Genomic DNA, 18,624 nt, shown 5'->3' on the forward strand with positions numbered 1-18,624 from the left:
CTTCACTTCTGTACGGGGGGACGGGTCACGTCCGTACGGGTCACTTCGTGCGGGTGGTGTGGAACTCGTAGCGGCGGCCCGCTCCGGCCTCGGCCTGCCCCATGTACTCAAGGAGCGGCTCGATCTCCGCCTTGATGTGGACGAGCGCCTCGGCCTCGGACGCCCACTCCGACAGCAGGAAGATGCCGTCGTCGGCCGAGGAGACGTGGAAGTTGGCGGCGATCGCGCCGGGGTAGGCCCGGTCCTCGCCGACGGTCTCCTCCTCCTGCCCGAGCAGGCCGTCGACCCAGGCGCGGGCCGTCTCGCCGGGCCGCATCGCGAAGAAGGCGGCCGGGTAGCAGCCGACCTCCGGGAGCGGGTCGGGCAGGACGGTGGGCTGCACCCTGCGGTACAGCCGGTACGTCGCCGGCTCGCCCGGCTCGTAGCCGAGGCCGCGCCAGTCGGGGCGCAGGGCGCCGTAGGACGCGCGCACGGCGTCCTCGTCCCCGGCGTCCGCCGTCCACTGGGCGTAGACCAGCAGCGACGTGCCGTCGGTGCCGTAGAACAGGGACACGGCCGCGAGGGCCTCGGGCCACTCGGCGGACTCCCAGTGCGCGAGGACCGCGGCACCGGCCTCCCGCAGGCGCTCGGGGTCGCCGGAGGTGACTTCCTCCACCAGGGCGGTGGTGACGTCCGGGCGGCCGATCTCCGGCCGGACGTCCGACGTGGTCGGCATCGTCGACTCCTTCGTCTTTTCCGTCTGTCGGGGGGATCAGGCGCGCTTGCGGCCGATGACCAGGACGTCCTCGTGCAGGCCGTCGACCTCGACGGTCTCCGGCTCGAAGCCGGCCTCGCGCAGCCAGCCGTGCAGGGCGTCGGCGGAGTACTCGTGGCCGCCGCGGGACCAGACGAGCATGGTGAGACCGGCGAGGGCGCCGTGCATCGACGGCTGCTCGCCGCCCGCCATCGGGTCGTAGACGAAGACCGCGCCGCCCGGCTCCAGGGCGTCGTAGGCGCGCTTGAGGAGGGTCAGCCGGTCCTCGACGCCCCAGTTGTGCAGGACGTGGCCGAAGACGAGGACGTCGGCCTTGGGCAGGTCGTCCTTGAAGAAGTCGCCGCCGTGGAAGGTGAGGTCGGTGTCGCCGAGCCGGGCCATGTGCCGCTCGAAGGCCGACTCCAGCGGCGGCAGGTCGAAGACCGCGCCCTTCAGGTGCGGGTTGTGCTGGACCACCTCGTGCGCGAAGTTGCCGCGGGCGCCGCCGATGTCGACGAAGGAGGTGTAGCCGCTCCAGTCGATGCGGCTCAGGGCCTGCGCGATCGGGGCGCTCAGCAGGTCCATGCTGTCCAGGAAGCCGTCGGTGGCCTCGGCGTCCGCGTACAGGCTGTCGTACGGGTTGCCGGCGACCGCGGCCTGGTTCTGCGGCTTTCCGGTGCGCAGCGAGTCGGCCAGGCCGTTCCACGCGGGGTTCAGCTCCTGCTCGCAGAAGTGCAGGTAGCCGCCGAGGTAGGCGGGGCGGCCCTTGACCAGGAAGGCGTCGCTGACCGGGGCGTTGGTGAACTTCCCGCCGTCCGTCTCGAGCAGGCCGAGGTGGACGAGACCTGCGAGCAGGTCGTTGGTGCCGCGCTCGACCAGGCCGAGCCGCTCGGCCAGCTCGGCGGTGGTCGCCGGGCCCTCGGACAGCTCGGTGAACAGGTCGTACTCGACGGCCGCGAGCAGCATCCGCGACTGCCAGGAGCCGAGGATCAGGCCCATGATCGGGCCGGGGTTCACGGAGGTGTCGGGAGTGTCGACTGCCATGGCTTTACGTCTCCTTGAGTGGGAAGGCGAAGGGGTGGGAGCAGAAGGGCGGAGCAGGGGAACACACGTCGGTACGGGTCAGGGGGCCGTGGTGGCCGGGGCGGCCGTCGTACGGGCCGGGCGGCGGCGGGCAAGGGCGGCCACCAGGCCGAGCGCCCCGGCCGCGGTGACCAGGACCAGCGCGGGACGCGGGCCCTCGGCCCGGGTCAGCAGCAGGGCGACCGACGGCAGCAGCACCGCGGCGCCGAGCTGCACCGCCGCCTGGTACAGCGACACGGCCGCGCCCCGGACCGCCGGGTCGAGACCGGCCGTCGCCTGGGTGTTGAGGGCGACGAACGCGCAGCAGAAACCGGCCTCGACGAGCAGCAGGACCGGCAGCATGCCGAGCGGGTAGGAGCCGCTCTCGGGGCGGGCCAGGTAGAGCACGTACCCGAGGAGCGGGAACAGCGCGCCGAGCGTGACGAGCCGGGCGCTGCCGTGGCGGGCGATGAACCGGCCCGCGAACGGGACGCTCAGCGCCAGCGGGACGCAGCCGGGAAGGAGCGCGAGCGCGGAGAGCCACGGCGACCAGCCGAAGTCCTCCGCCATCCGGAAGACCATCACGACAAGCACCGCCTGATAGGTGCCGTTGAGGGAGGCGGCGCCGAGCGCGGACCGCAGCAGCGGGCCCCGCCGCAGCAGCGCCGGGCTCGGCAGCCGCGCCGGGCCGCCGCCCTGCTCGCGCGGGAGCACGAAGGCCCCGGCGACCAGCAGCACCAGGGCGACGGGCGCGGGGAAGACGAAGACCCAGCGCCAGTCGACCGCGAGGAGCCCGCCGGCGAGCAGCAGCCCGGCGGTGAAGCCGGCCGCGCCGAACAGCGAGTACACCGAAAGTGCCCGCCGCCGCTCGGGTCCCTCGGGGAAGAGGTCGTTGATGATGGCGAGCCCGGTCGGCGCGGTCAGGGCGGCGCAGCAGCCCTTGACGACCCGGACCGCGATCAGCAGCGCGGGACCGCCGGCGAGGCCGCCCGCGAGGGAGGCCACGCCGAACAGCAGCATCGCGCCGAGATAGGCCCGGCGCCGTCCGATCCGGGCGCACAGCACCGGCCCGAGCAGCAGCAGCGCGGCGAAGCCGAGCGCGAAGCCGGTCATCATCCACTGGACGCCGAAGGGCGTAAGACCGAACCGGGCGGCGAGCGTGGGCAACGCGATGAGGATGACGGACACCTCGACCGCGTCGAGCAGCATGTTGCCGGAGAGCACCAGGAGCCGGGACCACTGGCGCGCATCCCACGTCACCTTCGCCTCCGCGGCGGCTCCCGTCGGGGGGACGGCGGTCGCGGTCACCAGTCCAGCACCTGGCCCTCGGGCGTCCCGTCCTCGCCGAGGAAGGTGGCGGTCGGCCCGTCGTCGGGCAGGGTCGCGAGCAGGACGGGGATGTGCGCGCCCTGCTCGGTGGTGAGCCGGCCGTGGTGCCCGTTGATGTCGGTGGCCACGAAGCCGGGGGAGGCGGCGTTGACGAGGATGCCGGTGCCGCGCAGCTCGTTGGCGTAGGCCAGGGTGACCGCGTTCAGGGCCGTCTTGGACGACGCGTACGAGAGCAGGGTCACCGGGAACTCGCCGGGCGGGTGCTCCCCGGTCTGGTCGTCGTTCTCGGCGGCCGACTTCAGCGAGCCGATGGCGCTGCTGACGTTGACGATCCGGGCGGACGGCGCCTGGCGCAGCAGCGGCAGCAGGGCGTTGGTCACGGTGATGACGCCGAAGACGTTGGTCTCGTAGACCGTGCGCACCTGCTCCGCGGGGGTCTCGCTGGGCAGCTGCATCGGGCCGCCGACACCGGCGTTGTTGACCAGGACGTGCAGGACGCCCGCCTCCTCGGCGAGCCGCTTCGCGGCGAGCGCGACGGAGGTCTCGTCGGTGACGTCGAGGTGCAGGAACCGCACGTCGAGGCCGTCGGCGGACAGGGCGGCGGCGGCCTCGCGGCCGCGCCCCTCGTCGCGGGCCCCCAGGTAGACGGTGTGGCCGCGCTCGGCGAGCTGCCGGACGATCTCGCGGCCGATCCCCTTGTTGGCTCCGGTGACGACGGCGACGCGCGCGGGGTGGGCGGACATGGGTTGCCTCTCGCGTGGGGTGGATGGGGTGGGGACGCGCCCCGGGCGGGACGACGCCGGGCGGGACCGGGCTCCTGGTGGGGCCGGGCTCCCGGTGGGGCCGGTGCCGGCTCAGCCGAGGAGGGTGCCGCCGGTGGCGTCGATGAAGGCGCCGGTGATCCAGCGGGCCTCGTCGGTGGTCAGGAAGGTGATGACGTCGGCGACGTCACCGGCCTCGCCGACCCGGTTGAAGGCCGAGAACTTCGACATCGCCTCGACGGCCTGCGGGTTGTCGAAGATCGCGCCGCCGTTGTTGGTGATGCCGGGCGCCACGCTGTTGATGGTGATGCCGCGCGGGGCGAGGATGCGGGCCAGCTGGAAGGTGAGCTGCTCGATCGCGCCCTTGGTCATGGCGTAGGCGACCTGGTCGGGGACCGAGGTGCGGGTGACGCCGGTGGTGAGGTTGACGATCCGGCCGCCGCTCGGCATCTGCCCGAGGGCCCGCTGCACGATGAAGTACGGCGCCTTCGCGTTGACCGCGAAGTAGTGGTCGAACTCCTCGGGCGTGAGGTCCTCCGGAGCCGAACCCGTCGACGTGACGGCCGCGTTGTTGACCAGGATGTCCAGGCGGGTGTCGCCGGTGCGCTCCTTCAGGCCGCGCTCCAGGCCGAGGAACAGCTCGTGCACGTCGCCGGGCACGCCGAGTTCGGCACGGACGGTGAAGGCGCTGCCGCCCTCCTTCTCGATGAGCTCGACGGTGTCGTTCGCCGCCTGCTCGTTGGCGGTGTAGTGCACGGCGACGAGCGCGCCCTCGCGGGCGAGCCGGATGGCCGTCGCCCTGCCGATGCCGCGACTCGAACCGGTCACGAGGGCCGTCTTGTCGGTGAGCCTGTCCACGGTTGACCTTCCGGGTTGGTGGATGTGCGAGGGGTGCGGCCGGGACGACGACGGCGACGGCGAAGGCACCTCGGGGCGGGGCCGTTCCGTCACGTCGAGGCCGCTGATCATGCGGGCGACATGGCGCCGGACGGGCGCCTGTTCGAGCAGTTCGCCGAAGACGTCGCGCAGCGCGACGACCTCCTCCGTGCCGAACAGCAGACGCGCCTGCGCCTCGATGTTGGCCAGCGTCCGCGCCCCGACCGGATGCCGCTCGGCGTGGTAGGTGTCGAGCAGCTCGGGCCGGTCGGCGCCGGTGACGACCCGGGCCAGCTTCCAGCCCAGGTTCGCCGCGTCCTGCAGGCCCAGGTTGACCGCCTGTCCGCCCACCGGCATCTGGCTGTGCGCGGCGTCGCCGGCCAGCAGCAGCCGACCCCGCCGGTACTCGGTGGCCTGCTTCGAGACGGTGCCGAAGCGGTTGAGCCAGCGCGGCTCCCCGTGACCGATGTCCTCGCCGGTCACGGCGGCCCAGGCGGACACCACCTGCGCGAAGGTCACCTCGCCGGACGGCTGTTCGCCGAACCGGTGGACCATGAGCCGGGTGGTGCCGTCGGGCCTGCGGTACGCGGTGGCGATGCCGCCGTCGAAGCGCTGGAGCCGCCGGTTGTCGATCGCGATGCCGGCGACGTCGGCGCGCAGCATCACCCTGTCGGCGTCGTGCCCGGCGAAGGCGAAGCCGCCGAGCGTCCGCACGGTGCTGTGCTCGCCGTCGCAGCCGACCACATAGCCGGCGTCGATCGTGTACGGGGTGGCGCGGGCGCCGCCGGCGGGGCCGCGCACCTCGACGCGGACCCCGTCGCCGGTCTCCCGCAGACCGGTCACCGTGTGGCCGCGCCGGATCTCGGCGCCCAGCTCGACCGCGTACGCCTGGAGTTCGGTCTCCAGGTGGTACTGGAGGCACTCCCACTGGCCGGCGTACGGATGGTCCGGGTCGGCCTCGGCGAGGTCGAGGCGCAGGCCGCCGAAGTGGCCGGGGCCGACCGGCGGGAGGTCGCCGAGCCGCGGCAGGAAGCCGCGGTCGGCGAAGATCTCCATGGTCCGCGCGTGCAGGACGGAGGCCCTGGACTCGCCGGTGGGCTCCGTCAGCCGCTCCACGACGACCACGTCGGCGCCGTACGCCCGCAGCTCGGCCGCGAGGAAGAGTCCGACGGGCCCGGCGCCCACGACCACGACATCGGTGCGGGTGGGGGTCCTCCCGGTCATCACCGCTGCCCGAGCGCGGGACCGAACCAGCGGGCCAGCGCGCCGCTCAGGTCGCGGTGGCTGCCGGGCGCGGCCCAGGCGACATAGCCGTCGGGGCGCAGCAGCACGGCGGAGGCGCCCGCGAGCGGGCTGTCGGCGGGCACGGGGTCGGGGCTCGCCGTGACGATGTCGACGCGGTCCCGCCAGGGCTGCGCGCGGCGGCGAAGGACGGCGGTGTCGTCCAGGTCCAGGAGCACACCGCGGCCCGAGCGCAGCAGCTCGGTGCTGCTGGTGCGGCGGCCGTCCACCGTCACCGGCAGGTGCGGCAGCCGCCGGCCGAGCAGCGGGCTCGACCCGCCGCCCATGTCGTAGCGGATGTCGAGCCCGCTGACCTTGGCCGCCAGGTGCCGGGACACACCGGGGATCCGGACCAGCTCGGCCAGGACGTCCCGCAGCGGCACCGACTCCTCGCCGCCGAGGATCAGCAGGCTCTGCGCCCGGGTGTTCGCGAGCAGTCCGCGACCCACCTCGTGGCGCTCGGAGTGGTAGGTGTCGAGCAGCTCCTCCGGCGCGTCGCCGCGCAGCACCGCCGCCAGCTTCCAGCCCAGGTTGTGGGAGTCCTGGACGCTGGTGTTCATGCCCTGGCCGCCCGCGGGCAGGTGCACGTGGGCGGAGTCGCCGGCCAGCAGCACCCGGCCCCGACGGTATTCGGTGACCTGCCGGGAGGCGTTGCCGAAGGCGCTGATCCACACCGGCTCGGCGTGGCCGATGTCGATGCCGGTGAGCCGCTTCCACACGTCGGCGACCTCGGCGAACTCCGGCGGGCCGGTGCGCTTGCGGGGCGGCACCCCGTGCTCGCCGACGATGATGCGGTGGATGCCGCCGGGCAGCTTGGCGACCATCACGAAGCCGCCGTCGGTGTGCTGGCCGGTCATCCGCGGCTCCAGGTCGACCCCGCGCAGGTCGGCCAGGAGCATCTCGGTGGTGGCGGCCGTGCCGGGGAAGTCGAAACCGGCCTGCTTGCGGACCGTGCTGCGGCCGCCGTCGCAGCCGACGAGGTAGCGGGCCCGCAGCCGGTCCTCGCCGTCCTCGTGGCGCACGGTGACCGTGACGCCGTCGCCGGTCTCCTCGTACGAGACGAACTCGTGCCCGCGGCGGATGTCGGCGCCCAGCTCGGCCGCCCACGCCTCCAGGGCCTCCTCGGTCACCGACTGCGGCACGGTCTTGGCCGCCTCGTGGAAGGCGCCGAGCACGCTCATGTCCAGCGGGATGCCACCGAAGTGCCCCATGCCGCTGGTCTCGAAGTCCCCGAGCCGGCGCAGCAGCCCGCGCTGGTCGAAGACCTCCATGGTGCCGATGGTCAGACCGATGCCCCGGGACTCGCCGGTGCGCCCGGGGTGCCGTTCGAGCACCGTGACGTCGATCCCGGCGAGGCGCAGTTCCCCGGCGAGCATCAGCCCGGCGGGTCCTGCTCCGACAACGACCACCGAAGCGTCCATGAGTCTCTCCTTCTCAAAGCCAGTAGCGGAGCCGCGGACAGCGGCAGGCCCGCCGCGCCGTCGTACAGGCAGGCCGCGGGCAGCGAGCGCAGCGTGACGATCGGCTCCGCGGGGACGGCCAGCGCGGCGGCGGCGGCGTGGTGCGGACCGGCCGGCACGTTCCGCACGATCCAGCCGGGCGGACCGGGTGGGGCGTCGGCGTCGGTTCCGACGCCCAGGTAGTCGAGGGCGGGGCTGCGGCCGAGCCCCGTGCCCAGACCCTTCAGATACGCCTCCTTGCGGGTCCACAGCTCCGCGAACGCGTCCGGCCGGCGGGTCTCGGGAAGCGTGAGCAGCTCCCGCCACTCCGCCGGATGCAGCGCGGGTCCGCACACCTCCACCGCCTCGGCCGTCGGTGTGCGCTGCACGTCCACGCCGACGACCGTCGCCGCCGTGCCGATCAGGACGAGACCGTGGCTGTGCGAGAGCGAGAAGTGGACCGGCAGCGGGGGGTCCCGCAGCACGGGCCGGGTCGTGCGGTGCGGTCGTGCCGGGCCGGGCTCCCGGCCCAGGCGCAGCCGCTCGGGCGGATAGCCCGTGGCGTCGCTGAGGATCCGGCGCAGCGCGATGTGCGCCGACAGGTACTGCACGCGGTCCCCGGGCCGTACGAACAGCTCGGCCCGCCGCAGCTCCGCCGCGTCCAGTTCGCGCACCGCGAGCCGGGCCGCCGCCGGGCTGTCCGCCGACGGCGGGCGCACCAGCCACAGCGAAAGCCGCGGCGGCTCGCCGAGGGCCGGGATCAGCGGCTGCCCGGACTCGCGGCGCCCGGACTCACGCGGGCCGGACTCGCGGGGCCCGGACTCGCGGGGTGGACCGCCGAGTTCAGCGCCGGGCCTCGGCATGGGCCTTGGCGTGGCCCAGCGTGGCCTTGCTGTTGGTGCTGAGCGCGGTGTGCACGTACTCCCGCGCGTCGGCGACGGTGGCGTCCGCGCCGAGGATGCGGGCGATGTTCTCGGTGTTGATGGTCACCGTGTGCTGCGAGGACGCCGTGACACCGCTGTCGGTCTCGGTGAACGTCCAGTAGCCGGTGTGCAGGGTCATCAGCGCCGGCAGCGTCACCTGCTTGTAGGCGATCTTGTGGTGCGGGAAGGTCACCCGGTACGACTTCGTGGTGTGCACGGAGCCGTCCTTGGCGCGGGTGTCCATCTCCAGGGTCTGCAGGCCCGGGGCGTCCTCGTCGAGGCGGACGGTGGCGACGTGCGGCAGCCGCTCGGACCACAGGTTCGCCTCGTTGATGAAGTCGTAGACGTCCTTGGCGGAGCCGGCGATCTCGACGGAGTCCTCGAAGGAGAACGTCAGATCGGCCTCGGTCTCGGCGTGGACGCGCTGGACGTTGTCGCGCAGCGCGGCCAGCTCGGAGCGCGAGTTGCGGTCGACGGCCTCGTCGATCCACTTCAGGCTCTCCGGGTCGTCGTCGATCGCCCGGTAGTCGTGCAGCAGCCGGATCCGCGACTCGGTCGCGGAGACCGGCTCGATGATCCAGGTGCCGCCCATGGACGCCACCGGCGGGGTGGGGATCTCCTGCCGGAAGGTGATCCGCAGGTTCTCCGGGTCCAGGGTGCGGTGGGACGTCCAGTTCTTGGGCTCGCCGTTGGCGGTGGCCCAGATCTGGATGCGCTCCTCGCGCTCGCCGCGCTCCACGTGCTCGACGTGGATGGTGGGCGGGAAGATCCGCGGCCAGTTCTCCACGTCGGCGATCAGCTGGAACACCGTCTCGGCCGGCGCGGCCGCGGTGATCTCGTGCTCGACCTCACGGATGGTCATGGTCAGCTCTCCTTGGGGCCTTAGAAGTTGCCGAGTCCGCCGCAGACGTTGAGCGCCTGCGAGGTGATGGACGCCGCCGTGTCGGAGGCGAGGTAGCCGACCAGACCCGCGACCTCCTCCGGCGTCGAGTAGCGGCCGAGCGGGATCTTGGCCTGGAACTTCTCGAGGATGGCGTCCTCGGTGGTGTCGTAGGCGGCCGCGTAGCCCTGGCGCACGCGCTGGGCCATCGGGGTCTCCACGTAGCCCGGGCAGACCGCGTTGACGGTGATGCCGGTGGGGGCGAGCTCGTTGCCGAGGGCCTTGGTGAAGCCGACGACACCGTGCTTGGACGCCGAGTACGGGGCGCCGAGGACGACGCCCTGCTTGCCGGCGGTGGAGGCGATGTTGATGATCCGGCCGCGGTTCTTGTGGCGCATGCCGCCGGTGTTGAGCACCTCGCGGGTCAGCCGGAAGACGCTGTTGAGGTTGGTGTCGATGACGTCCTCCCACAGCTCGTCGGCGATGTCGGCGGTGACACCGCCGCCGCTGCGGCCGGCGTTGTTGACGAGGACGTCCACGGTCCCGAAGGCGTCGACGGCGGCCTGGACGAAGTCCCGCACGCTGTCCGAGGAACGGACGTCGAGGGTGGTGCCGTCCACCTCCAGGCCCTCGGCCTGGAGCTCCTTGACGGTCGCGGCGACGTTGTCGGCGCTGCGGGCGCCGATGAAGACCCGGTGGCCCTGCTCGGCCAGGAGCCGGGCGGCGGCCAGGCCGATGCCGCTGGTCGCTCCGGTGACCAGGGCGACCCGCTTCTGCTGATCTGACATGGGTGGCGTCTCCAGTGGGAGGGAAAAGGGCCCGCCGGGTGGTGCGACGAGGCACCACCCGGCGGTGAGTGGGGTGGGGGTGTGGGGGGTTGTGGCGCGGAGGGGGAGTGACGGGGCGGACCGGGACCGGTCAGACCAGGGCGGCGAGGCCGCTGTTGACCGCGTCGATCAGCATCCGCGGGGTGTTCGCGATGCTCAGGATGTCCTCGTCGAGGGAGATGCCGTACTCGCGCTCGATGCGGCCGCCGGTCTCCAGGAGGGCCAGCGACTCATAGCCCAGCTCCTCGAAGTCGGTGTCGAGGATGTCACCGTCGAGGTTGTAGGAGTCGTCGGCGCCCGCCGCCTCGATCAGGATGCGGCGGAGGTCGTCGAAGGTGAAAGCCTGCTCGGCCATGGTGGTTCCTTTCCGGGTCGTACCCGTTCGGCGTGGTGGCGGTACGGGGCGGTGCGGGGCGGTACGGGCGGTGCGGGGTCAGTCGGCGGAGCGGACGACCAGCGCGGAGTTGAAGCCGCCCAGGCCGCGGGCGAGCACCAGCGCGGTGCGCACCTCGTGCGTCCGCGGGTGACCGACGACCAGGTCCAGGCCGTACGTGTCGGACGGCCGGGTGTTCATCGTCGGCGGGATCAGGCCCTCCTCCATCGCGAGGAAGACCGTCGCCAGGTCGAGCGCGCCGGCGGCCGAGTACAGGGCGCCGGTCGTCGTCTTGGGGACGGTGACGGGCACCTGCTCGCGGCCGAAGACCGCGTTCAGCGCCTCGGCCTCGATGCGGTCGAGCTCGGGCACGGCCGCGCCGTCGGCGAAGACCACGTCGACGTCACGGGCGCTGACCCCGGCGTCGGCCAGGGCGGTCTCGATCGCCTGGCGCAGGGCCGGCGGCCGGCCGCTGCCCGGCTTCGGGTCGAAGGTCGCGCCGTAGCCGGCGATCTCGCCGTACACCTTGGCGCCGCGCGCCCGGGCGACGTCCTCGCGCTCCATGATGAGGATGGCGCCGCCCTCGCCCGGGACGTGGCCCGAAGCCCGCTCGTCGAAGGGCAGGAAGGCGGCGGCCGGGTCGTCCTGGGTGGTGACGCGGCCGCTGGTGAGTTGCGCCACCCAGCCCCACGGGCACAGGGACGCGTCGACGGAGCCGGTGACGACCAGGGGGGTGCCCTTGCGGACCTGGCGGCGGGCCTGCGCGACGGAGTCGAGGCCGCCGGCCTGCTCGCTGACGACGACGCCGCTGGGGCCCTTCATGCCGTGCCGGATGGAGATCTGGCCGCTGTTGACGGCGTAGAACCAGGCGAAGGACTGGTACGCGGACACGTACTCGCTGCCCTGGCTCCACAGCCGCTCCAGCTCGCGCTGGCCGAACTCGAAGCCGCCGGACGCGCTGGAGGTGACCACGCCCATGTCGAAGGCGGGCATCTCCTTGGGGTTCACCCCGGCGTCCTCGAGCGCCCAGTCCGCGGCGACGAGCGCGAGGCGCGTCATGCGGTCGGTCTGCGGCAGCAGCTTGCTGGGCAGGTGCTCGGAGGCCTCGAACCCGTGGATCTCCCCGGCGAGCTGCGCCGGGTACTGGGTCGGGTCGAAGCGGGTGATGCGGCCGATGCCGCTCTTGCCGACGCGGGCGGCCTGCCAGTACTCCTCGGCGCCGAGCCCGTTGGGCGCGACCACGCCGAGGCCGGTCACCACTACAGAGGCGCTCATGCGGCGGTCCTTTCCGGCCGGGCGAGGACCATCGCGCTCTGGAAGCCTCCAAAGCCACTGCCGACGGTCAGCACGGCGTCCGTCTGGTGCTCCCGCGCGGTGACGGGCACATAGTCGAGATCGCATTCGGGGTCGGGGGTCTGCAGGTTCGCCGTGGGCGGCACCACGTTGTGCGTCATCGCCAGGGTCGAGGCGGCGATCTCGATGGCGCCGATGGCGCCGAGGGAGTGGCCGACCATGGACTTGATGGAGCTCACGGGCGTGGCGTACGCGTGGTCCCCGAGGCTCTTCTTGAACGCGGCGGTCTCGTGGCGGTCGTTCTGCTTGGTGCCGGAGCCGTGCGCGTTGATGTAGTCGATCTCGTCGCCGTTCATCTTCGCCTCGTCGAGGGCGACCCGGATGGCCTCGGCCATCTCGGCGCCGTCGGGACGCAGACCGGTCATGTGGTACGCGTTGGAGCGGGTCGCGTAGCCGGCGATCTCCGCGTAGATGCGGGCGCCGCGGCGGCGGGCGCTCTCCAGCTCCTCCAGGACGAAGAAGGCGGTGCCCTCGCCGAGGACGAAGCCGTTGCGGGTGCCGTCGAACGGGCGCGAGGCGCGCTCCGGCTCGTCGTACCGCGGGGTGGTGGCGCGGATCGCGTCGAAGCACGCCATCGTGATCGGCGAGATCGGGGCGTCGGTGGCGCCGGCGACGAGCACGTCGAGGGAGCCCTCGCGGATCAGCTCGACGGCGTAGCCGATGGAGTCGATGCCGGAGGTGCAGCCGGTGGAGACCACGGCGTTGGCGCCCTCGGCGCCCACGGCCCAGGCCACCTCGGCGGCGAAGGAGCTCGGCACCAGGTGGTTGTAGAGGTGCGGCACCGCGTACTTGTGGTCGACCAGGTTCAGCCGGCCGCCGTCGCTGACGACCCGGTACTCCTGGTCGAGGCCCATCGTCGCGCCGACGGCCGTGCCGACGGTGACGCCGACGCGGTGCGGGGCGTGCTCGGCGAGGTCGATGCCGCTGTCGGCGACGGCGCCGCGGGCGGCGACCACGGCGAACTGGCCGGCCCGGTCCATCCGCCGGATCTCCTGCGGGCTGAGGCCGTGCGCCTCGGCGTCGAAGTCGATCTCGGCGGCGACCCGGGAGCGGAACGGCGTCGGGTCGAAGAAGGTGATGCCGCGGGTGGCCGTGCGGCCCTCGCTCAGCAGCGACCAGAAGGCGTCGCGGCCCACGCCGCCGGGGGCGAGGACCTCGAGGCCCGTGATGACTACGCGTCGGCCGCTCACTGCGAGGCCTCCCAGTGGTAGAAGCGGGTGGCCATGGCGTCGGCCGGCGACCGCCAGGTCGCCGGGTCGTACGCCTCGATGAACGGCTTCAGGTCGTCGCTGATCCGCACGAACCGGGGGTCGTGCTTCGCCTCCTCGATGTGCTTGCCACCCTGGTCGGTGTCGAAGTCCTGGAGGTGGAAGTAGAGACCGCGGTAGTGGAAGAGCTGGCGCCGGCGCGTGCCCATCCGGTGCGGCATCTCGGTGGCATCGAACGCGCGGAAGAGATCGGCCACGTTGCCGCTCGATCCGGGCTCCATCCGTGCCACGATCAGATTGCTGTGCATGCGATTCTTCTCCAAGTGGAAAGCCGTACGGCGGACTGGAGTTTCACGTCACGTCGACGGTTCGACAGCAAGAGGGCCGGAACCGGACGGAGTCAAAAAAAGAGGCGCTTTGACAAAGCGCCGGACTCTGACATCTATGTTCTTCGGTGACTCCCCCTCGTTCAAGGGGAGTCACGTCAAATCTCGGTGCAGGAACTACAGGAATTGCTCAGGCCAAGGCATGACTGTGGGTTACGTCACGCGCGGGCTCACTGCGGGGCGTTGCCGTGCTTCCGCGAGGGCAGGTCCGCGTGCTTGGCGCGCAGCATCGCGAGCGAACGGATCAGCACCGACCGGGTCTCCCGCGGGTCGATGACGTCGTCGATGAGCCCGCGCTCGGCCGCGTAGTACGGGTGCATCAGCTCGTTCTTGTACTCCTCGATGCGCTGCCTGCGCACGGCCTCCGGGTCCTCCGCGGCGTTGATCTCCCGCCGGAAGATGACGTTGGCCGCGCCCTCGGCGCCCATCACCGCGATCTCGTTGGTCGGCCACGCCAGCGCCAGGTCGGCGCCGATCGAGCGCGAGTCCATGACGATGTACGCGCCGCCGTAGGCCTTGCGCAGCACCAGCGAGATCCGCGGCACGGTCGCGTTGCAGTACGCGTAGAGGAGCTTGGCCCCGCGCCGGATGATGCCGTTGTGCTCCTGGTCCACGCCGGGCAGGAAGCCGGGCACGTCGACCAGCGTGATCAGCGGGATGTTGAAGGCGTCGCAGAACTGCACGAACCGCGCGCCCTTCTCGGACGCGTTGATGTCCAGCACACCGGCCATGGAGGCCGGCTGGTTGGCGACGATGCCGACCACGTGCCCGTCGAGCCGCGCGAAGGCGCAGACGATGTTCGTCGCCCAGGCCGGGTGCACCTCGAAGTAGTCGCCGTCGTCGACGACCTCCTCGATCACCTTGCGGATGTCGTACGCCTGCCCGGCGCCGGACGGCACCAGGTCGAGGAGCGCGTCGTTGATCCGGTCGACGGGGTCGCCCGAGCGCTCCACGGGCGACAGCTCGCGGTTGTTGGCGGGCAGCAGCGAGAGCAGGTAGCGGACGTCCTCGATGCACTCCTCCTCGGTGTCGTACGCGAAGTGCGACACGCCCGAGGTGGCCGAGTGGACGTCGGCGCCGCCCAGACCGTTCTGCGAGATCTCCTCGCCGGTGACCGCCTTGACGACGTCCGGTCCGGTGATGAACATCTGCGAGGTCTCGCGGACCATGAAGACGAAGTCCGTGAGCGCCGGGGAGTAGGCGGCGCCGCCCGCGCACGGGCCGAGCATCACCGAGATCTGCGGGATGACGCCCGAGGAGCGGGTGTTGCGCTGGAAGATGCCGCCGTAGCCGGCGAGCGCCGTGACACCCTCCTGGATGCGGGCGCCGGCCCCGTCGTTGAGCGAGACCAGCGGGGCGCCGGCCGCCTCGGCCAGGTCCATGATCTTGTGGATCTTCTGCGCGTGGGCCTCGCCGAGCGCGCCGCCGAAGATCCGGAAGTCGTGCGCGTAGACGAAGACGGTGCGGCCGTGGACGGTGCCCCAGCCGGTCACCACGCCGTCGCTGTACGGCTTCTTGTTCTCGAGCCCGAAACCGCTGGCCCGGTGCCGCCGCAGCGGCTCCACCTCGTTGAACGAGCCCTTGTCCAGGAGCAGCGAGATCCGCTCCTGCGCGGTCAGCTTGCCCTTGGCGTGCTGGCGCTCGGTGGCGGCCGGGTCGGGCCCCTGCCGGGCCGTCTCCTTGATCTCGGCCAGCTCGTCGATCCGGGCCTGGATCGAGTCCTGCGGTGTGGCTGGTGTGGCCATGGTGTTCCCCACCTCCATGGGTCGCGGGTCGTGGGCCGGGTGCGTGCGCCGGGTCAGCGGTCGGCGCCCGGCCGGTACAGCCGGATGAAGTCCGCGACGCCGGCGCTGATCACCGCGTCGCGCTCGAAGTCGGACAGCGGCAGGGCGCCGTGGAAGGAGCGCTGGACCACACCGCCCGCCACCAGCTGGATGAAGCGCTCGGCGGCGTGCTCGGGGTCCTCGAAGGAGAGCAGCCCCTGCTCGGCGACCCGGGCGAGCCGGCGGGCCAGCTCGCGGTTGGCCTGCCGGGGCCCCGCGGTCCGCCACATCTCGACCACCCCGGCCGGCCAGGTGGCGATCTCGGCGCCCAGGTGCCGGACGATCGCGAAGTGCTCGGGGAAGGCGGCCAGTGGCGTCAGCCAGGCGCGCCCCAGCTCGGTCAGGTCCTTCTCCAGGTCGGTGATCTCGGAGAGGTGCTCCTCGGCGATGACGGTGAGCGAGGCGGCCACCGACGCGCTGCCCTCCAGGAGGACCGCGAGCAGCAGCCGCTCCTTGTCCTTGAAGTAGTGCGTGACGGTGGCCTCGTCGAGGCCGCACTCCACGGCGATGTCCATGACGCCGGTGTGGGTCCAGCCCTCACGGGCGAAGACGACGCGGGCCGCCTGGACGATCTCCCTGCGCTCCTCCGCCGAACCGGCCTGGACGGGCGCGATCGCTGTCTGCTGGATGGTCATGGTGTGTTCCTCCGTGTGAGGTGCGGATCAGTGACGTGCGGGGGCGCCCGGTCCGCAGGTGCGCGGCGAGCACGGCGAGGGCGGCCAGGAGCGTGGCCCCGCCGCCCGCGAGCAGCCCGGCGCGCGCGCCGTACCGTTCGCTGAGGGCGCCGATCAGGAGGGCGCCCAGGGGAGTGGTCCCCTGGAAGACGAGCGTGTAGAGGGCCATGACCCGGCCTCGGTAGGCGGGGTCGGTGCCCAGCTGGATGCGGTGGTTCGCCGCCTGGGCGAAGTACAGGGAGCCGAAGCCGGTGCACAGCAGCAGCACGGCGGCCCAGGCGTACGTGGGGGCCAGACCGGCCGCGCTCTGCAGGACCCCGGCCGCGAGGGCCGAGCCGATCACGACGCCGGCCGCCGGTCTCCCGCGGCGGCGGGTGGTGACGAACGCCGCGAGCAGCGAACCCGCCGCGAAGGCCGTGGTGAGCAGCCCGAACGCGGCGGCCTCCGCGTGGAACTCCGTCTTGGCGAGCAGCGGCAGGGTGAGCTGGAAGTTGAAGCCCAGCATGCCGACGACCGCCACCAGGATCATCGGGAGCAGCAGGTCGCGCCGGGTCGCCATGTGCCGTACGCCGTCCATGACGGGCGCCCGTCCGGGCCGCCGCTCCGAGCGGTGCAGCTCCGCCGGCCGCATCGCGCGCAGGGCGGCGACGGTCGCCAGATAGCTGACCGCGTTGAGCAGCATCACGGTCGCGGTGCCGAACCAGCCGATCAGCAGGCCCGCGAGCGCCGGCCCCACCACCCGCGCCACGTTGAAGTACGCGGCGCTCAGCGCCGAGGCGTTGGGCAGCAGGTCGGCACCGACGAGCTCGCTGACGAAGGACATCCGGGTGGGCACCTCGACCGCGTTGACGACGCCGAGCCCGAGGGCGAAGAGGCAGACGTGCCACAGTCCGGCCGTGCCGGTGAGCACCATGACCCCGAGCAGCAGCGCCAGGACGCCCGAGACGAGGTTGGCGGCCATGAGCAGGCGGCGCTTGTCGTACCGGTCGGCCAGGCCGCCCGCGTAGAGGGTGAACAGCAGCAGGGGTGCGAACTGCAGGGCGGTCACGAGGCCCAGGGCGGTTCCGGAGTCCCCGGTCAGGGAGAGCACGAGCCAGTCCTGGGCGACGACCATCATCCAGGTGCCGGCGACGGAGACGAGCTGTCCCGCGGCGAAGAGCCGGAAGTTGCGGACGGTCAGGGACTGGAGCGTGCCGGCGAGAGGTGATCTCATCTCATCCTTGGGTGAGGAGAATACGGGGCGCACGGCAGGGGAATCTGCCCTATAGCTTCTTCGGCCCCGGTCCCGCGGTCAAGAATTCCCATGTCAGATCCCGGTCAAGGCGTGTCAGGAATGATCGGTTCCGTAGCGGGGTGTGAATTCGTGTCAGGGCAGCGAAAAGACAGTTCGTGAATTCATCGAATTCCGTCACGTACTACAGGTGACATTCCCCGGCCCTTGCGGCCCCGATAATCGCGGAAATACGGTTCCCGGGTCCGTGGCGACCGCCGACCGGAGGTCGCCGAGACTCATGGGGGTAAAACCGAATGTCCGTCGTGATGACGACCGTCTGTGCCGGAGCCGGCTGCGTGCGGCGCGAGGGCGCCGGACGGGCCAGACGCCCGGCCGCGGCCGCCAGCCGCCTCTGCCTGGACTGCCACGAGCGCCTGGTCCGGGACCTGAACCGGCTGCCGGAGCTGTACGAGGAATGCGCGCGCCACCTCGACGGCGGCGGCGGCGACCGGAGCCTGGAGAAGACCTCCGGCGGCCCGCTGCCCGGCATGCCCTTCAACCTCAGGGCGGCGGACGTGCGCACCTCGATCCTGGCGGTGCTCAGCGGCTGGGCGAGCCTGGTCCTGGAGGAGCGGGGCCTGGCCGGCCCGCGGCGCGCCGTCGGCCCGCTGGTCCACTTCCTGACCCGGAACGGCGGCTGGCTCGCGGCGCACGACGCCGCGGGCGAGGTGTCCGCTGAGATCGCGCAGCTGGTCCGCAAGGCGCTCGGCGTGATCGACCCGGCGACCAGCCGGCGCATCGCGGTCGGCGAGTGCGTCGAGCCCGGCTGCTCCGGCGCGCTCACCGCCGTCGTACGGGCCCGCCAGCCGCAGCTGCCCGCCACGATCACCTGCGGCGCCGACGCCTCCCACCACTGGGTGGGACACGAGTGGCTGCAGCTCAGCCGCCGTATCGGTGCCGCCGCGACGAACGCGGCGAACGCGACGAGCGGGGCGGCCGAGCCGGCCGCCGTGCCCGCGCGCGGAGGCACCGTCACGGACCTGGAGGCGGAGGTCCGCTGGATGACGGCGGCGGACATCGCCCGCCTGTGGGACATGCCGTCGGGCAGCGTCTACCGCCACGCCAGCACGCAGAAGTGGCGCCGCCGCACCCGCTCAGGGCGGACGTACTACCACGCGGGTGACGTCTACGAGACGCTCCACGGACGGGACGCGGCCGCGTAGCACCGCCGCCGGCCGGCACCGACACCCACGAGGGCTCCTGGCATCGCCAGGAGCCCTCGCGCGTCGGGTCGTTCGGGATCAGGCCTTGAGGGATCAGTCCTTGATCTCGCAGATGGCGGCGCCGGAGGTGAGGGAGCCGCCGACCTCGGCGGTCAGGCCCTTGACGGTGCCGGACTTGTGGGCGTTGAGGGGCTGTTCCATCTTCATGGCCTCCAGGACGACGATGAGGTCGCCCTCCTTGACCTCCTGGCCCTCCTCGA

The 18,624-nt window shown here is 72.4% G+C and carries 18 protein-coding genes; 1 reads left to right on the plus strand and 17 read right to left on the minus strand.

Annotated features, from left to right (window positions below):
- Nucleotides 1–40: 40 nt before the first annotated feature.
- From ACFY7C_RS36950 to ACFY7C_RS37025, 16 genes are all read right to left on the minus strand, one after another.
- The gene (locus ACFY7C_RS36950) at nucleotides 41–715 is read right to left on the minus strand and encodes a hypothetical protein (RefSeq protein ID WP_389660127.1); all 675 of its coding nucleotides are present in this window, start codon (nucleotides 713–715) and stop codon (nucleotides 41–43) included.
- Between the two features lie 36 nt (nucleotides 716–751).
- Nucleotides 752–1,777: a methyltransferase gene (locus ACFY7C_RS36955; RefSeq protein WP_389660130.1), complete on the minus strand. Its 1,026-nt coding sequence runs from the start codon at nucleotides 1,775–1,777 to the stop codon at nucleotides 752–754.
- Between the two features lie 78 nt (nucleotides 1,778–1,855).
- Nucleotides 1,856–3,103 carry an MFS transporter gene (locus ACFY7C_RS36960; RefSeq protein WP_389660133.1) on the minus strand — a complete coding sequence of 416 codons (1,248 nt, stop codon included), beginning with the start codon at nucleotides 3,101–3,103 and terminating at the stop codon, nucleotides 1,856–1,858.
- Nucleotides 3,100–3,867, minus strand: a complete 768-nt coding sequence (locus tag ACFY7C_RS36965; protein WP_389660136.1) for an SDR family oxidoreductase — start codon at nucleotides 3,865–3,867, stop codon at nucleotides 3,100–3,102. Before ACFY7C_RS36965 ends, ACFY7C_RS36960 begins: the two co-directional genes overlap by 4 nt.
- Nucleotides 3,868–3,978: 111 nt before the next feature.
- Nucleotides 3,979–5,985, minus strand: a complete 2,007-nt coding sequence (locus tag ACFY7C_RS36970) for an SDR family oxidoreductase (RefSeq protein WP_389660139.1) — start codon at nucleotides 5,983–5,985, stop codon at nucleotides 3,979–3,981.
- On the minus strand, nucleotides 5,985–7,463 hold the full coding sequence (locus ACFY7C_RS36975; protein WP_389660142.1) for an FAD-dependent monooxygenase: 1,479 nt from the start codon (nucleotides 7,461–7,463) through the stop codon (nucleotides 5,985–5,987). Before ACFY7C_RS36975 ends, ACFY7C_RS36970 begins: the two co-directional genes overlap by 1 nt.
- A complete protein-coding gene (locus ACFY7C_RS36980) occupies nucleotides 7,418–8,344 on the minus strand; it encodes a 4'-phosphopantetheinyl transferase family protein (RefSeq protein ID WP_389660145.1) in 927 nt (308 codons plus the stop codon). Before ACFY7C_RS36980 ends, ACFY7C_RS36975 begins: the two co-directional genes overlap by 46 nt.
- The gene (locus tag ACFY7C_RS36985; RefSeq protein WP_389660148.1) at nucleotides 8,325–9,266 is read right to left on the minus strand and encodes an aromatase/cyclase; all 942 of its coding nucleotides are present in this window, start codon (nucleotides 9,264–9,266) and stop codon (nucleotides 8,325–8,327) included. Before ACFY7C_RS36985 ends, ACFY7C_RS36980 begins: the two co-directional genes overlap by 20 nt.
- 20 nt (nucleotides 9,267–9,286) lie before the next feature.
- The gene (gene fabG, locus ACFY7C_RS36990; protein WP_389660151.1) at nucleotides 9,287–10,072 is read right to left on the minus strand and encodes a 3-oxoacyl-ACP reductase FabG; all 786 of its coding nucleotides are present in this window, start codon (nucleotides 10,070–10,072) and stop codon (nucleotides 9,287–9,289) included.
- 130 nt (nucleotides 10,073–10,202) lie between these two features.
- Complete coding sequence (locus ACFY7C_RS36995) at nucleotides 10,203–10,466, minus strand: acyl carrier protein (RefSeq protein ID WP_345487417.1); 264 nt, start codon at nucleotides 10,464–10,466, stop codon at nucleotides 10,203–10,205.
- Between the two features lie 78 nt (nucleotides 10,467–10,544).
- Nucleotides 10,545–11,759: a ketosynthase chain-length factor gene (locus ACFY7C_RS37000; protein WP_389660154.1), complete on the minus strand. Its 1,215-nt coding sequence runs from the start codon at nucleotides 11,757–11,759 to the stop codon at nucleotides 10,545–10,547.
- On the minus strand, nucleotides 11,756–13,027 hold the full coding sequence (locus ACFY7C_RS37005) for a beta-ketoacyl-[acyl-carrier-protein] synthase family protein (RefSeq protein ID WP_389660157.1): 1,272 nt from the start codon (nucleotides 13,025–13,027) through the stop codon (nucleotides 11,756–11,758). The genes ACFY7C_RS37000 and ACFY7C_RS37005 overlap by 4 nt, the downstream gene beginning before the upstream one ends.
- The gene (locus ACFY7C_RS37010) at nucleotides 13,024–13,353 is read right to left on the minus strand and encodes a TcmI family type II polyketide cyclase (RefSeq protein ID WP_389660160.1); all 330 of its coding nucleotides are present in this window, start codon (nucleotides 13,351–13,353) and stop codon (nucleotides 13,024–13,026) included. The genes ACFY7C_RS37005 and ACFY7C_RS37010 overlap by 4 nt, the downstream gene beginning before the upstream one ends.
- 248 nt (nucleotides 13,354–13,601) lie before the next feature.
- Nucleotides 13,602–15,176, minus strand: coding sequence for an acyl-CoA carboxylase subunit beta (locus ACFY7C_RS37015; RefSeq protein WP_389660163.1), 1,575 nt, complete (start codon nucleotides 15,174–15,176; stop codon nucleotides 13,602–13,604).
- Between the two features lie 53 nt (nucleotides 15,177–15,229).
- Complete coding sequence (locus tag ACFY7C_RS37020; protein ID WP_389660166.1) at nucleotides 15,230–15,889, minus strand: TetR/AcrR family transcriptional regulator; 660 nt, start codon at nucleotides 15,887–15,889, stop codon at nucleotides 15,230–15,232.
- Nucleotides 15,792–17,141: an MFS transporter gene (locus ACFY7C_RS37025; RefSeq protein ID WP_389660169.1), complete on the minus strand. Its 1,350-nt coding sequence runs from the start codon at nucleotides 17,139–17,141 to the stop codon at nucleotides 15,792–15,794. The genes ACFY7C_RS37020 and ACFY7C_RS37025 overlap by 98 nt, the downstream gene beginning before the upstream one ends.
- Before the next feature lie 326 nt (nucleotides 17,142–17,467).
- Here ACFY7C_RS37025 and ACFY7C_RS37030 point away from each other — a divergent pair, with 326 nt between their 5' ends.
- Nucleotides 17,468–18,364, plus strand: a complete 897-nt coding sequence (locus tag ACFY7C_RS37030) for a hypothetical protein (protein WP_389660172.1) — start codon at nucleotides 17,468–17,470, stop codon at nucleotides 18,362–18,364.
- A gap of 93 nt (nucleotides 18,365–18,457) precedes the next feature.
- On the opposite strand, the gene ACFY7C_RS37035 is transcribed toward ACFY7C_RS37030, so the two are convergent.
- Nucleotides 18,458–18,624, minus strand: a 167-nt coding sequence (locus ACFY7C_RS37035) for an acetyl-CoA carboxylase biotin carboxyl carrier protein subunit (RefSeq protein WP_389660181.1), incomplete at its 5' end; no start/stop codon positions are given.

It is taken from the genome of Streptomyces sp. NPDC012769 (assembly GCF_042901205.1).
In the GTDB taxonomy this organism is placed as follows: Bacteria; Actinomycetota; Actinomycetes; order Streptomycetales; family Streptomycetaceae; genus Streptomyces.

Excerpts from the sequence above, each read along its gene's own strand:
- ACFY7C_RS36975 (WP_389660142.1), bottom strand. The coding sequence starts at position 7,463 with ATGGACGCTTCGGTGGTCGTTGTCGGAGCAGGACCCGCCGGGCTGATG.
- ACFY7C_RS37015 (WP_389660163.1), bottom strand. The coding sequence starts at position 15,176 with ATGGCCACACCAGCCACACCGCAGGACTCGATCCAGGCCCGGATCGAC.
- ACFY7C_RS36985 (WP_389660148.1), bottom strand. The coding sequence starts at position 9,266 with ATGACCATCCGTGAGGTCGAGCACGAGATCACCGCGGCCGCGCCGGCC.
- ACFY7C_RS37010 (WP_389660160.1), bottom strand. The coding sequence starts at position 13,353 with ATGCACAGCAATCTGATCGTGGCACGGATGGAGCCCGGATCGAGCGGC.
- ACFY7C_RS36955 (WP_389660130.1), bottom strand. The coding sequence starts at position 1,777 with ATGGCAGTCGACACTCCCGACACCTCCGTGAACCCCGGCCCGATCATG.
- ACFY7C_RS37025 (WP_389660169.1), bottom strand. The coding sequence starts at position 17,141 with ATGAGATCACCTCTCGCCGGCACGCTCCAGTCCCTGACCGTCCGCAAC.
- ACFY7C_RS36970 (WP_389660139.1), bottom strand. The coding sequence starts at position 5,985 with ATGACCGGGAGGACCCCCACCCGCACCGATGTCGTGGTCGTGGGCGCC.
- ACFY7C_RS36965 (WP_389660136.1), bottom strand. The coding sequence starts at position 3,867 with ATGTCCGCCCACCCCGCGCGCGTCGCCGTCGTCACCGGAGCCAACAAG.
- ACFY7C_RS36980 (WP_389660145.1), bottom strand. The coding sequence starts at position 8,344 with ATGCCGAGGCCCGGCGCTGAACTCGGCGGTCCACCCCGCGAGTCCGGG.
- ACFY7C_RS37020 (WP_389660166.1), bottom strand. The coding sequence starts at position 15,889 with ATGACCATCCAGCAGACAGCGATCGCGCCCGTCCAGGCCGGTTCGGCG.
- ACFY7C_RS36995 (WP_345487417.1), bottom strand. The coding sequence starts at position 10,466 with ATGGCCGAGCAGGCTTTCACCTTCGACGACCTCCGCCGCATCCTGATC.
- ACFY7C_RS36950 (WP_389660127.1), bottom strand. The coding sequence starts at position 715 with ATGCCGACCACGTCGGACGTCCGGCCGGAGATCGGCCGCCCGGACGTC.
- fabG (WP_389660151.1), bottom strand. The coding sequence starts at position 10,072 with ATGTCAGATCAGCAGAAGCGGGTCGCCCTGGTCACCGGAGCGACCAGC.
- ACFY7C_RS37030 (WP_389660172.1), top strand. The coding sequence starts at position 17,468 with ATGACGACCGTCTGTGCCGGAGCCGGCTGCGTGCGGCGCGAGGGCGCC.
- ACFY7C_RS37000 (WP_389660154.1), bottom strand. The coding sequence starts at position 11,759 with ATGAGCGCCTCTGTAGTGGTGACCGGCCTCGGCGTGGTCGCGCCCAAC.